The following is a 13,543-nucleotide window of genomic DNA, read 5'->3' as shown; positions in this document are numbered from 1 at the left end:
TGATGGGGCTTTTTTATGCTTTCGACCTGGCTTGACGATACCCAGACCTGGGCTGAACCCGCTTCACTTTCCTGTTTTCAGCGTGCCATTCTCCTTGAGTGGATTTCTCAGGTCCTTGATTCCACCAATAAAGCCAGTATCCGTAAACGTAAGCTCCCCCGCAGAACTCGTGGTCTGGCTGATTGTGGGCATGGGCCTGTATCGCGACCGCTCCATCACGGACGTTGTGACAAAACTCGATCTCGTCCTGAGTTCACAGGAAGGCGAGACTCTCGCCGCCAGCTCTGTTGCCCGGGCCCGTCAGAGACTCAGTGATGAACCGCTCCGGGAGCTCTTCACCCTGACGGCCAGCCACTGGACGCAGCAGGAAGACAAGGATGACCTCTGGCACGGGCTGCGCCTGTTTGCCGTTGATGGCACGCTTTTTCGTACTCCCGATACGCCCGAACTTGCTGGGCATTTTGAGTACATAAAGCATCGTCCGGACAGACACACCGAGTACCCGATGGTCAGGCTGTGCGCCATGATGTCACTGCGCAGCAGATTGATTCACGGCGTAAAATTCGGCCCGGCAAACTCCGGCGAGGTCAGTTACGCGAAGCAGTTATCGCCGCAGGCGAAGAGCCTGACCCTGTTTGACCGATGTTATCTGTCTGCAGAGTTACTGATTAACTGGCAGCGCAGGCAGCAGGAAGCGCACTGGCTGGTTCCCCTGAAGGGCAATACAAAATACCGCATAGTTGAAACCTTCGCCGGAGGAGACCATCTGGTGGAGATGCAGGTCTCGCCGCAGGCCCGCAAACAGGACAGTTCGCTGCCAGAAAACTGGCAGGCCCGGCTAATAGAATATGAAGATGAATCAGGCGATTACAAAGGTTTTATCACCTCTCTGACAGAGCCGGGGCAGTATCCGGCAGAGGCGCTGCGTTATGTATATCAGGAACGATGGAGCATAGAAAATGGTTATGGAGAACTGAAACAGTTCCAGCTGAGCACAGCCACGCTGTTGCGCAGTCAGAAAGTGAGCGGGATTTACCAGGAAATATGGGGCCTGCTGACGGCCTATAATCTGATACGGATGGAGATGAGTCAGATAGCACGGGAAGCAAAAGTGCCGCCGCTGCGGATAAGCTTCGTGATGGCGATGAGACTAATCCAGGATGAACTTGTCTGGTGCTCACTGGGTAAACCGGGGACGATCCCAACGAAGCTAAAGAAAATGCGGGAGAATGTGAAGCAATTTATCCTGCCAGAAAAGAGAAAACGGCCCAAAAAGAGGACCGTCAGAATCTCAAAAACCCAGTATCCCGTTCACTCAAAACATCTTAAGTGAACGGTGTTAGCCGTCTGGCGGGTTTTTTCTTATGACTTATCTGCCGGTAACCGGGAATAATCACAGCATCAGGCGGGATCAGCCTTTGTTGGCGTTCACCAGGAAGCTAACGATATCACCGGTTTTGATCAGCTGTTTTTCGCCGTTGCGACGGTACTTGTATTCTATGTCATCGTTATCGAGGTTGCGATCGCCCAGCACGATGGTGTGTGGAATACCGATCAGCTCCATATCAGCGAACATCACGCCCGGACGCTCTTTACGATCGTCCAGCAGCACTTCAATGCCCTGGGCGCGCAGTTCAGCGTACAGCTTCTCAGCCAGCTCCTGTACACGGTAGGACTTGTGCATATTCATCGGCAGAATCGCCACCTGGAACGGCGCGATAGCATCCGGCCAGACGATGCCGCGTTCGTCGTAATTCTGCTCAATAGCGGCGGCAACCACGCGTGTCACCCCAATGCCGTAGCAACCCATCGTCAGGATCTGGTTGCGGCCATCTTCCCCCTGAACCGCGGCTTTCAGCGCTTCAGAGTACTTGGTGCCCAGCTGGAAAATGTGACCGACTTCGATACCGCGCTTGATCAGCAGCGTACCCTGACCGTCCGGGCTTGGATCGCCCGCCACCACGTTACGGATGTCGGCAACGATCGGCGTCGCGACGTCGCGATCCCAGTTGATGCCGAAGTAGTGTTTGCCATCAACGTTCGCGCCCGCAGCGAAATCGCTCATTGCGGCAACGGTACGATCAATAATGACCGGAACCGGCATGTTCACAGGACCCAGCGAACCCGGACCTGCGTTAACAACGGCGCGAATTTCCGCCTCGGTTGCGAAAGTCAGCGGGCTTGCCACCTGCGGCAGTTTTTCCGCTTTCACTTCATTCAGCTCATGATCGCCACGAACCAGCAGGGCGACCAGCGGGCTGCTGCTGCCTTCAGCGGCTTTCACCAGCAGCGTTTTGACAGTGTTTTCGATCGGCAGATTGTACTGTTCAACCAGCTCGGCAATGGTTTTCGCATCAGGCGTATCAACCAGCGTCATTTCCTGCGTAGCGGCGGCGCGCGGCGCTTTCGGCGCAACGGCTTCCGCCAGTTCAATGTTGGCGGCGTAATCGGAGGTGTCAGAGAAAATAATATCGTCTTCACCGCTCTGCGCCAGCACCTGGAACTCATGAGAGGCGCTACCGCCGATGGAGCCAGTGTCAGCCTGCACCGCCCGGAATTCCAGACCGATACGGGTGAAGATTTTGCTGTACGCCGCATACATGGCGTCGTAGGTTTCCTGCAACGATTCCTGAGAAGTATGGAATGAGTAAGCGTCTTTCATCAGGAATTCGCGGGAGCGCATGACGCCAAAACGCGGGCGCACTTCGTCACGAAATTTGGTCTGGATCTGGAAGAAGTTCAGCGGCAGCTGTTTGTAGGAGCTGAGTTCGTTACGAACCAGATCGGTGATCACTTCTTCGTGGGTTGGGCCGAGTACGAACGGACGCTCGCCACGGTCAACAAAACGCAGCAGTTCCGGACCGTACTGTTCCCAACGACCACTCTCTTGCCACAGATCGGCAGGCTGCACCACTGGCATCGACACCTCGATCGCACCGGCGTTATTCATCTCTTCACGCACGATGTTTTCGACTTTTTTCAGGACGCGCAGGCCGGTCGGCAGCCAGGTGTATAACCCGGAGGCGAGCTTGCGGATCATCCCGGCGCGCAGCATCAGCTGGTGGCTGATGACCTCGGCGTCGGCAGGTGTCTCCTTCAGGGTGGAGAGCAGGTATTGGCTAGTACGCATGTTGTTACGGTTCCAGTTGAACGATCGAACAGGCTCAACGCGAGCCTGACACAAAAAAAGTGATTTAGTTTACCAGCGAGAACGGGTTGCCAAAAGAGAAGGGCGTGAATTTAGCGGGGTTCAAGCGCAAAGACTTCGAAACCGGCGTCCGTTACGCGCCAGCGCACGTTGAAATCATGCAGCCATACCGCATACGTTTTGCCCGTTTCTTCCCCTTTACGGTAAGCGGGGCGCGGGTCCTGCGCCAGCACTTCGCAAATAAACGTTTTCAGCTGCGGATAACGTTTTTCCAGCACGGGGAGCTGCCGCTCAATCTCGTCGGTAAAACTTACCGACATTTCAGCCAGCGGCGCATGCTGCGCGTAGCTGGCGCTGGCTTCCGGCAGCGACTCGGCAAAGGGCAGGTAAGGCTTAATGTCGATAACCGGCGTGCCGTCGACCAGATCCAGGCTACCGAGCTTCAGAATGACCTTATCCTTCTGGCAAACAATAGCGTTAAGTTCTACCAGCGACATACCGACCGGGTTTGGCCGGAACGTCGAGCGCGTTGCGAAAATGCCCATGCGCGCATTGCCGCCCAGCCGGGGCGGGCGCACGGTGGGGCGCCATCCGCCTTCCATCGTTTGATGGAAAATAAACAGCACCCACAGATGGCTGAAGGCGTCCAGGCCGCGCACGGCGTCGGCCTGATTGTAGGGCGGCAGCAGATGCAGCTCGCCGCGAGCGCTTTTTACCAGACCTGGCTGGCGGGGGACGGCGAACTTTTCTTTATAAGGTGAGCGAATGACTCCGATTTGCTCAAACTGAAAGTGACTCATTTAGCCGAAATGTTGAGCGCAGAGCCAATGCAGACAGCCTGACGGTAGCAGCCCGGCGTACCGCTGGTCACTTCGCAGCTGTGCAGCAGGACGGCGTTAGCTTTCATTTTTGACGCGTTAATCTGCATACGCTTACGTGCTGTCGGGATGTTCGGCGGAGAGTCCTGGTTGGTGGCCTGGCATGATTCGCCGCTCACCTCGCCAAGATCGCGGAAGGGCTTGCCAACCAGCGCTTCAGCATTGGTATAAATTCTGACGGGGGCGACACGCGGCGCTTTCGGTTTTTCCGGCACCGCTTTAGGTGGAGTTGGAGTGCTTTTAACAGTTTCAACAGGGGATCTGCTTAGCATGGAACAGCCACTCAGCACGAGTGCCAACAAACAGATCGGTAAAGCACGCATAATATTTCCTCAATGAATGATCTAAATGTCAGATATTGAATCAGGAGCTTGCATAAATGACAAGACGGGCAAGCGCCCGTCTGAATGATATTACAATTTGAGGAAAGCGCCTAAAAATTACCAGCCTTTCACCGCTCCGCCGTTAAAGACTTTGTTCGCTGCTTCGTAGACTTCATCAGACTGGTAGGCCTGAACGAATTTTTTCACGTTTTCAGCGTCTTTGTTATCTTCGCGGGTCACGATCAGGTTAACGTACGGGGAGTCTTTGTCTTCCACAAAGATACCGTCTTTCGCCGGAGTCAGGTTGATCTGGCTGGCATAGGTGGTATTAATCACCGCCAGCGCTATCTGCGCATCGTCAAGGGAACGCGGCAGCTGCGGCGCTTCAAGTTCAACGATTTTCAGATTTTTCGGGTTCTCTGCAATATCCAGCGAGGTCGGCAGCAGACCCACGCCATCTTTCAGCTTGATTAAGCCCACCTTCTGCAGTAGCAGCAGGGAGCGGCCCAGGTTAGTCGGGTCATTCGGCACGGCGACCTGAGCGCCTGGCTGCAGTTCGTCCAGCGACTTAATTTTCTTAGAGTAGCCGGCAATCGGATAGACAAAGGTATTGCCTGCGGCGACTAACTTGTAACCGCGATCTTTAATCTGCTGATCCAGATAAGGTTTATGCTGGAAGGCGTTCGCGTCAATGTCGCCTTTGCTCAGCGCTTCATTAGGCAGCACGTAGTCATTGAACGTCACCAGTTCGACGTCCAGACCGTATTTTTCTTTTGCGACTTTCTGGGCCACCTCGGCTACCTGCTGTTCAGAACCAACGATAACGCCCACTTTGATGTGGTTCGGATCTTTTTCATCCTGACCGCAGCCCACAAGTGCCAGAGAACCAATCAGGGCACCCACTGCCGCAAAGGTTTTGAATTTGAACGCCATGCTTATTTCCTTAATAGATTATTGGTGTTGTGTGGTTAACGTTACTTGTGCGTCACTGAACGGACGATACGATCGCCTGTGAACTGAATTAAATAAACCAGAACGACGAGTAATACCAGTACCGTATTCATCACGGTAGCATTGTAGCCGATGTAACCGTACTGATAGCCGATCTGCCCAAGACCACCGGCGCCGACGGCGCCGCCCATCGCGGAATAGCCCACCAGGGTAATCAGCGTAATGGTTGCCGCATTCACCAGCCCAGGCAGCGCTTCCGGCAGCAGAACCTTGCGTACGATTTGCAGCGGGGTAGCGCCCATCGCGCGGGAGGCTTCAATCAGACCGACAGGGATTTCCAGCAGCGCGTTTTCCACCATACGGGCGATGAACGGCGCCGCGCCGACGGTCAGCGGCACAATAGCGGCCTGCAAACCGATGGATGTGCCCACAATCACCCTGGTGAATGGAATCATCCAGACCAGCAGGATAATGAACGGAATAGAACGGAAAATATTCACTACCGCCGAAAGAATGCGGTAGAGTTTTGCGTTTTCAATGATTTGCCCCGGGCGCGTCACGTACAGCAGCACGCCCACCGGCAAACCGATCACAAAGCCAAAGAAACCCGATACAAAGGTCATCGCCAGCGTTTCCCAGACGCCACGAACCAGCAGCCACATCATCGGTTCAGACATAACCCAGTACCTCTACTTTTACATGGTGTTCCTGCAGCCAGGCAATTGCAGCCTGCGTTTCTTGTTGCGTGCCGTGCATTTCGGTCAGCATGATGCCAAACTTCACGCCGCCTGCGTAATCCATCTGCGCGCTGATGATGTTGTTATTGACGTTGAAACGGCGCGCGGTTTCTGAAAGCAGCGGCGCGTCAACCGACTGGCCGGTAAATTCCATACGCAGCATCGGTACGCTGCCTGCTGCGGGTTCGACTTTCAGGCGTTGCAGATAATCTTCCGGAATATCCAGATGCAGCGTGGACTGAATAAATTTCTGCGCCAGCGGCGTTTTCGGATGGGAAAAGACTTCGCTGACGGTGTCCTGCTCAATTAACTCACCGTTGCTGATTACCGCCACGCAATCGCAAATACGTTTCACCACGTCCATTTCGTGGGTGATCAGCAGAATCGTCAGGCCGAGGCGACGGTTAATGTCCTTGAGCAGCTCAAGAATGGAGCGGGTAGTGGCCGGGTCCAGCGCGCTGGTGGCTTCATCACACAGCAGCACCTTCGGCTGGCTGGCTAACGCGCGGGCGATCGCCACGCGCTGTTTCTGGCCGCCGGAGAGATTAGCCGGATAGCTGTCGTGCTTATCACCCAGACCAACCAGATCCAGCAGCTCCGTGACGCGACGCTTGCTCTCCTCTTTCGGCGTGTTATCAAGCTCCAGCGGCAGCGCCACATTGCCAAAAACGGTACGCGATGACAGCAGGTTAAAATGCTGGAAAATCATGCCGATCTGACGGCGCGCTTTGGTCAGTTCCGCTTCTGAAAGCGTGGTCAGCTCCTGGCCATCTACCAGTACGCTGCCTTCCGTCGGGCGTTCCAGCAGGTTTACACAGCGGATAAGCGTACTTTTACCGGCGCCTGATGCGCCGATCACACCATAAATCTGTCCGGCGGGGACATGCAGGCTGACATTATTCAACGCTTGAATGGTGCGGGTCCCTTGCTGGAACACTTTGGTGATATTCGAAAGTTTAATCATTGATCATTTATTATCGTAATTGAGTTAGCCGTGGCATTTTCGTCTGTCTGAAGCGGTTAAAAGCCGTCAACAAAATGGATGTTAAGGCATCCAGACGTCTAAATCAATCAGCCTTTCTGCGATGAGCACTTTCTTGCCTGCCGAAACATGCGATACTAGCGCCACATGCCTTATGTAAGGAGCTATAAAAGGTGGCAAAGTCGGTACCCGCAATTTTTCTCGACCGTGACGGCACGATTAATGTCGATCACGGCTACGTACATGAAATCGATGATTTTGAATTTATTGAAGGCGTCATTGACGCCATGCGCGAACTGAAAACAATGGGCTTTGCGCTGGTGGTGGTGACCAACCAGTCAGGCATTGCGCGCGGCAAATTTACCGAGGCGCAGTTTGAGACGCTGACGGAATGGATGGACTGGTCGCTGGCGGATCGCGATGTCGATCTCGACGGCATCTATTATTGTCCGCACCACCCGCAGGGAAGCGTGGAAGAGTACCGTCAGGTTTGCGACTGCCGTAAACCGCATCCCGGTATGCTTATCTCCGCGCGCGATTTCCTGCACATTGATATGGCTGCCTCTTATATGGTGGGCGATAAATTAGAAGATATGCAGGCCGCTGAGGCGGCAGGAGTCGGAACGAAAGTACTGGTACGCACCGGCAAGCCTGTCACGGCGGAAGCAGAAAATGCCGCCGACTGGGTAATAAGTAGTCTGGCAGAGCTGCCAGCGGCGATAAAAAAGCAGCAAAAGTAAGCGTTGCGGTTAAAAGGTGAGCGATTGAAATAAATCTGCATTTTTCCGCTTGTCTTCCTGAGATGACCCCCTATAATGCGCCTCCATCGACACGGCGGATGTGAATCACTTCACAGAAAAACGCCGGTGGCGATGAAGAGAAAAATCCTGAAATTCAGGGTTGACTCTGAAAGAGGAAAGCGTAATATACGCCACCTCGCAACGGCGAGCTGAAAGCCGCGTTGCAACTGCTCTTTAACAATTTATCAGACAATCTGTGTGGGCACTCAAAGTGACATGGATTCTTGACGTCGCAAGACGAAAAATGAATACCAAGTCTCTGAGTGAACACGTAATTCATTACGAAGTTTAATTCACGAGCATCAAACTTAAATTGAAGAGTTTGATCATGGCTCAGATTGAACGCTGGCGGCAGGCCTAACACATGCAAGTCGAACGGTAACAGGAAGCAGCTTGCTGCTTTGCTGACGAGTGGCGGACGGGTGAGTAATGTCTGGGAAACTGCCCGGTGGAGGGGGATAACTACTGGAAACGGTAGCTAATACCGCATAACGTCGCAAGACCAAAGAGGGGGACCTTCGGGCCTCTTGCCACCGGATGTGCCCAGATGGGATTAGCTTGTTGGTGAGGTAACGGCTCACCAAGGCGACGATCCCTAGCTGGTCTGAGAGGATGACCAGCCACACTGGAACTGAGACACGGTCCAGACTCCTACGGGAGGCAGCAGTGGGGAATATTGCACAATGGGCGCAAGCCTGATGCAGCCATGCCGCGTGTATGAAGAAGGCCTTCGGGTTGTAAAGTACTTTCAGCGGGGAGGAAGGGATTGTGGTTAATAACCGCAGTCATTGACGTTACCCGCAGAAGAAGCACCGGCTAACTCCGTGCCAGCAGCCGCGGTAATACGGAGGGTGCAAGCGTTAATCGGAATTACTGGGCGTAAAGCGCACGCAGGCGGTCTGTCAAGTCGGATGTGAAATCCCCGGGCTCAACCTGGGAACTGCATTCGAAACTGGCAGGCTTGAGTCTCGTAGAGGGGGGGGGAATTCCAGGTGTAGCGGTGAAATGCGTAGAGATCTGGAGGAATACCGGTGGCGAAGGCGGCCCCCTGGACGAAGACTGACGCTCAGGTGCGAAAGCGTGGGGAGCAAACAGGATTAGATACCCTGGTAGTCCACGCCGTAAACGATGTCTACTTGGAGGTTGTGCCCCTGAGGCGTGGCTTCCGGAGCTAACGCGTTAAGTAGACCGCCTGGGGAGTACGGCCGCAAGGTTAAAACTCAAATGAATTGACGGGGGCCCGCACAAGCGGTGGAGCATGTGGTTTAATTCGATGCAACGCGAAGAACCTTACCTGGTCTTGACATCCAGAGAACTTTCCAGAGATGGATTGGTGCCTTCGGGAACTCTGAGACAGGTGCTGCATGGCTGTCGTCAGCTCGTGTTGTGAAATGTTGGGTTAAGTCCCGCAACGAGCGCAACCCTTATCCTTTGTTGCCAGCGGTCCGGCCGGGAACTCAAAGGAGACTGCCAGTGATAAACTGGAGGAAGGTGGGGATGACGTCAAGTCATCATGGCCCTTACGACCAGGGCTACACACGTGCTACAATGGCATATACAAAGAGAAGCGACCTCGCGAGAGCAAGCGGACCTCATAAAGTATGTCGTAGTCCGGATTGGAGTCTGCAACTCGACTCCATGAAGTCGGAATCGCTAGTAATCGTGGATCAGAATGCCACGGTGAATACGTTCCCGGGCCTTGTACACACCGCCCGTCACACCATGGGAGTGGGTTGCAAAAGAAGTAGGTAGCTTAACCTCCGGGAGGGCGCTTACCACTTTGTGATTCATGACTGGGGTGAAGTCGTAACAAGGTAACCGTAGGGGAACCTGCGGTTGGATCACCTCCTTACCTTAAAGAACCTGCCTTTGTAGTGTCCACACAGATTGTCTGATGAAAGTAAAGAAGCAAGGCGTTTACGCGTTGGGAGTGAGGCTGAATGAAATAAGGCCGCTCGCTTTCTATTAATGAAAGCTCACCCTACACGAAAATATCACGCAGCGCGTGATAAGCAATTTTCGTGTCCCCTTCGTCTAGAGGCCCAGGACACCGCCCTTTCACGGCGGTAACAGGGGTTCGAATCCCCTAGGGGACGCCACTTGCAGGCCAATGTGTGAAAGGCGTTGCCAACCGTATCTCAAAACTCATCTTCGGGTGATGTTTGAGATATTTGCTCTTTAAAAATCTGGATCAAGCTGAAAATTGAAACACAGAACAACGAGAGTTGTTCGTGAGTCTCTCAATTTCGCAATCATGAAGACAACTGTAAAAGGTGACGTGAGCGAAGTGAAGACAAGGCGTACCGCACGCAGCGAGCGCAGTGGACTCAGTGTCCATGAGCATCGCGAGTACGGAACAACGCAGTATTCACGATGCGCAACGAACCGGACAGAGAAAGACATCTTCGGGTTGTGAGGTTAAGCGAACAAGCGTACACGGTGGATGCCCTGGCAGTCAGAGGCGATGAAGGACGTGCTAATCTGCGAAAAGCGCCGGCGAGGTGATATGAACCTTTGACCCGGCGATGTCCGAATGGGGAAACCCGGTGCACCACGGTGCATCATCGTTAACTGAATACATAGGTTAACGAGGCGAACCGGGGGAACTGAAACATCTAAGTACCCCGAGGAAAAGAAATCAACCGAGATTCCCCCAGTAGCGGCGAGCGAACGGGGAGGAGCCCAGAGCCTGAATCAGCTTGTGTGTTAGTGGAAGCGTCTGGAAAGTCGCACGGTACAGGGTGAAAGTCCCGTACACGAAAACGCACAGGCTGTGAGCTCGATGAGTAGGGCGGGACACGTGGTATCCTGTCTGAATATGGGGGGACCATCCTCCAAGGCTAAATACTCCTGACTGACCGATAGTGAACCAGTACCGTGAGGGAAAGGCGAAAAGAACCCCGGCGAGGGGAGTGAAAAAGAACCTGAAACCGTGTACGTACAAGCAGTGGGAGCCTCTTTATGGGGTGACTGCGTACCTTTTGTATAATGGGTCAGCGACTTATATTCTGTAGCAAGGTTAACCGAATAGGGGAGCCGGAGGGAAACCGAGTCTTAATTGGGCGTTAAGTTGCAGGGTATAGACCCGAAACCCGGTGATCTAGCCATGGGCAGGTTGAAGGTTGGGTAACACTAACTGGAGGACCGAACCGACTAATGTTGAAAAATTAGCGGATGACCTGTGGCTGGGGGTGAAAGGCCAATCAAACCGGGAGATAGCTGGTTCTCCCCGAAAGCTATTTAGGTAGCGCCTCGTGAATTCATCTCCGGGGGTAGAGCACTGTTTCGGCTAGGGGGCCATCCCGGCTTACCAACCCGATGCAAACTGCGAATACCGGAGAATGTTATCACGGGAGACACACGGCGGGTGCTAACGTCCGTCGTGAAGAGGGAAACAACCCAGACCGCCAGCTAAGGTCCCAAAGTCATGGTTAAGTGGGAAACGATGTGGGAAGGCTCAGACAGCCAGGATGTTGGCTTAGAAGCAGCCATCATTTAAAGAAAGCGTAATAGCTCACTGGTCGAGTCGGCCTGCGCGGAAGATGTAACGGGGCTAAACCATGCACCGAAGCTGCGGCAGCGAACGTATCACTTAAAGCGATTCAGCGTCTTACGATTGACGGAGCGAAGCGACGTCAAAGCGTATACAAAGTCGAGTCGGTTTAAGGATACGTTCGTTGGGTAGGGGAGCGTTCTGTAAGCCGTTGAAGGTGTGCCGTGAGGCATGCTGGAGGTATCAGAAGTGCGAATGCTGACATAAGTAACGATAAAGCGGATGAAAAGCCCGCTCGCCGGAAGACCAAGGGTTCCTGTCCAACGTTAATCGGGGCAGGGTGAGTCGACCCCTAAGGCGAGGCCGAAAGGCGTAGTCGATGGGAAACAGGTTAATATTCCTGTACTTGGTGTTACTGCGAAGGGGGGACGGAGAAGGCTATGTCGGCCGGGCGACGGTTGTCCCGGTTTAAGCGTGCAGGTGTGTGTTCCAGGTAAATCCGGTTCACTTTAACACTGAGGCGTGATGACGAGGCACTACGGTGCTGAAGTGACAAATGCCCTGCTTCCAGGAAAAGCCTCTAAGCATCAGGTAACATCAAATCGTACCCCAAACCGACACAGGTGGTCAGGTAGAGAATACCAAGGCGCTTGAGAGAACTCGGGTGAAGGAACTAGGCAAAATGGTGCCGTAACTTCGGGAGAAGGCACGCTGGCGCGTAGGTGAAGTGACTTGCTCACGGAGCTGAAACCAGTCGAAGATACCAGCTGGCTGCAACTGTTTATTAAAAACACAGCACTGTGCAAACACGAAAGTGGACGTATACGGTGTGACGCCTGCCCGGTGCCGGAAGGTTAATTGATGGGGTTATCCTCGCGGAGAAGCTCTTGATCGAAGCCCCGGTAAACGGCGGCCGTAACTATAACGGTCCTAAGGTAGCGAAATTCCTTGTCGGGTAAGTTCCGACCTGCACGAATGGCGTAATGATGGCCAGGCTGTCTCCACCCGAGACTCAGTGAAATTGAACTCGCTGTGAAGATGCAGTGTACCCGCGGCAAGACGGAAAGACCCCGTGAACCTTTACTATAGCTTGACACTGAACACTGGTCCTTGATGTGCAGGATAGGTGGGAGGCTTTGAAGTGCGGACGCCAGTCTGCACGGAGCCGTCCTTGAAATACCACCCTTTAATGGCTGGTGTTCTAACGTTGGCCCCTTATCGGGGTTGCGGACAGTGTCTGGTGGGTAGTTTGACTGGGGCGGTCTCCTCCTAAAGAGTAACGGAGGAGCACGAAGGTTGGCTAATCTTGGTCGGACATCAGGAGGTTAGTGCAATGGCATAAGCCAGCTTGACTGCGAGCGTGACGGCGCGAGCAGGTGCGAAAGCAGGTCATAGTGATCCGGTGGTTCTGAATGGAAGGGCCATCGCTCAACGGATAAAAGGTACTCCGGGGATAACAGGCTGATACCGCCCAAGAGTTCATATCGACGGCGGTGTTTGGCACCTCGATGTCGGCTCATCACATCCTGGGGCTGAAGTAGGTCCCAAGGGTATGGCTGTTCGCCATTTAAAGTGGTACGCGAGCTGGGTTTAGAACGTCGTGAGACAGTTCGGTCCCTATCTGCCGTGGGCGCTGGAGAACTGAGGGGGGCTGCTCCTAGTACGAGAGGACCGGAGTGGACGCATCACTGGTGTTCGGGTTGTCATGCCAATGGCACTGCCCGGTAGCTAAATGCGGAAGAGATAAGTGCTGAAAGCATCTAAGCACGAAACTTGCCCCGAGATGAGTTCTCCCTGAGACCTTGAGTCTCCTGAAGGAACGTTGAAGACGACGACGTTGATAGGCCGGGTGTGTAAGCGCAGCGATGCGTTGAGCTAACCGGTACTAATGAACCGTGAGGCTTAACCTTACAACGCCGAAGATGTTTTGGCGGTTGAGAGAAGATTTTCAGCATTGATTCAGAGTTAAGTACGCAATAGTTTGCGCAGCAGCAAGGCGGCAAGTGATGCACGTCAGCAGGAGCATACAGGAGTATGTGACTGCTGCGGGCGAACGCAGGCAACGCCGCTGATGCGATAAAGTATTGCGTACAGAGCACAAGGAATTTGCCTGGCGGCCGTAGCGCGGTGGTCCCACCTGACCCCATGCCGAACTCAGAAGTGAAACGCCGTAGCGCCGATGGTAGTGTGGGGGCTCCCCATGCGAGAGTAGGGAACTGCCAGGCATCAAA

Annotated in this window: 7 protein-coding genes, 1 tRNA gene, 3 rRNA genes and 1 pseudogene; 6 read left to right on the top strand and 6 right to left on the bottom strand. The window is 53.9% G+C overall.

Going from position 1 to position 13,543, the window contains the following annotated elements; translation table 11 throughout:
• Positions 1–15 precede the first annotated feature (15 nt).
• Positions 16–1,333, top strand: a pseudogene (locus tag K7R23_RS00060) (IS4-like element ISCro6 family transposase).
• A 78-nt stretch (positions 1,334–1,411) separates the two neighbouring features.
• Here K7R23_RS00060 and proS read toward each other — a convergent pair.
• From proS to metN, 6 genes are all read right to left on the bottom strand, one after another.
• Positions 1,412–3,130 (bottom strand): proline--tRNA ligase, encoded by a 1,719-nt coding sequence (gene proS, locus K7R23_RS00055; RefSeq protein WP_012904582.1) that lies wholly within the window; start codon positions 3,128–3,130, stop codon positions 1,412–1,414.
• 110 nt (positions 3,131–3,240) lie between these two features.
• Positions 3,241–3,948, bottom strand: a complete 708-nt coding sequence (gene tsaA / locus K7R23_RS00050) for a tRNA (N6-threonylcarbamoyladenosine(37)-N6)-methyltransferase TrmO (RefSeq protein ID WP_012904583.1) — start codon at positions 3,946–3,948, stop codon at positions 3,241–3,243.
• Complete coding sequence (rcsF, locus tag K7R23_RS00045) at positions 3,945–4,349, bottom strand: Rcs stress response system protein RcsF (RefSeq protein ID WP_012904584.1); 405 nt, start codon at positions 4,347–4,349, stop codon at positions 3,945–3,947. The genes tsaA and rcsF overlap by 4 nt, the downstream gene beginning before the upstream one ends.
• Positions 4,350–4,466: 117 nt before the next feature.
• The gene (gene metQ, locus K7R23_RS00040; protein WP_012904585.1) at positions 4,467–5,282 is read right to left on the bottom strand and encodes a methionine ABC transporter substrate-binding lipoprotein MetQ; all 816 of its coding nucleotides are present in this window, start codon (positions 5,280–5,282) and stop codon (positions 4,467–4,469) included.
• Positions 5,283–5,323: 41 nt separating this feature from the next.
• The gene (locus tag K7R23_RS00035; RefSeq protein ID WP_012904586.1) at positions 5,324–5,977 is read right to left on the bottom strand and encodes a methionine ABC transporter permease MetI; all 654 of its coding nucleotides are present in this window, start codon (positions 5,975–5,977) and stop codon (positions 5,324–5,326) included.
• On the bottom strand, positions 5,970–7,001 hold the full coding sequence (metN, locus tag K7R23_RS00030) for a methionine ABC transporter ATP-binding protein MetN (protein WP_012904587.1): 1,032 nt from the start codon (positions 6,999–7,001) through the stop codon (positions 5,970–5,972). Before metN ends, K7R23_RS00035 begins: the two co-directional genes overlap by 8 nt.
• Before the next feature lie 191 nt (positions 7,002–7,192).
• On the opposite strand from metN, the gene gmhB reads away from it, so the two are divergent.
• The 5 genes from gmhB to rrf all read left to right on the top strand — a co-directional run bounded on the left by gmhB (position 7,193) and on the right by rrf (position 13,537).
• Positions 7,193–7,759, top strand: a complete 567-nt coding sequence (gene gmhB / locus K7R23_RS00025; RefSeq protein ID WP_012904588.1) for a D-glycero-beta-D-manno-heptose 1,7-bisphosphate 7-phosphatase — start codon at positions 7,193–7,195, stop codon at positions 7,757–7,759.
• A gap of 370 nt (positions 7,760–8,129) precedes the next feature.
• Positions 8,130–9,671 (top strand): 16S ribosomal RNA (locus tag K7R23_RS00020).
• Positions 9,672–9,842: 171 nt separating this feature from the next.
• Positions 9,843–9,918, top strand: a tRNA-Glu gene (locus K7R23_RS00015).
• Positions 9,919–10,235: 317 nt separating this feature from the next.
• Positions 10,236–13,222 (top strand): 23S ribosomal RNA (locus K7R23_RS00010).
• 199 nt (positions 13,223–13,421) lie between these two features.
• Positions 13,422–13,537: ribosomal RNA gene (rrf, locus tag K7R23_RS00005) — 5S ribosomal RNA — on the top strand.
• Together the 16S, 23S and 5S rRNA genes with 1 tRNA gene alongside form the textbook arrangement of a ribosomal RNA operon.
• The last annotated feature ends 6 nt before the right edge of the window (positions 13,538–13,543 follow it).

This window comes from Citrobacter rodentium NBRC 105723 = DSM 16636 (assembly GCF_021278985.1).
Lineage (GTDB): Bacteria > Pseudomonadota > Gammaproteobacteria > Enterobacterales > Enterobacteriaceae > Citrobacter_A > Citrobacter_A rodentium.
This window is presented reverse-complemented; position numbering and strand designations above follow the sequence as displayed.

Coding starts and splice junctions, on each gene's coding strand:
- proS (WP_012904582.1), bottom strand. CDS start 3,130: ATGCGTACTAGCCAATACCTGCTCTCCACCCTGAAGGAGACACCTGCC.
- tsaA (WP_012904583.1), bottom strand. CDS start 3,948: ATGAGTCACTTTCAGTTTGAGCAAATCGGAGTCATTCGCTCACCTTAT.
- rcsF (WP_012904584.1), bottom strand. CDS start 4,349: ATGCGTGCTTTACCGATCTGTTTGTTGGCACTCGTGCTGAGTGGCTGT.
- metQ (WP_012904585.1), bottom strand. CDS start 5,282: ATGGCGTTCAAATTCAAAACCTTTGCGGCAGTGGGTGCCCTGATTGGT.
- K7R23_RS00035 (WP_012904586.1), bottom strand. CDS start 5,977: ATGTCTGAACCGATGATGTGGCTGCTGGTTCGTGGCGTCTGGGAAACG.
- metN (WP_012904587.1), bottom strand. CDS start 7,001: ATGATTAAACTTTCGAATATCACCAAAGTGTTCCAGCAAGGGACCCGC.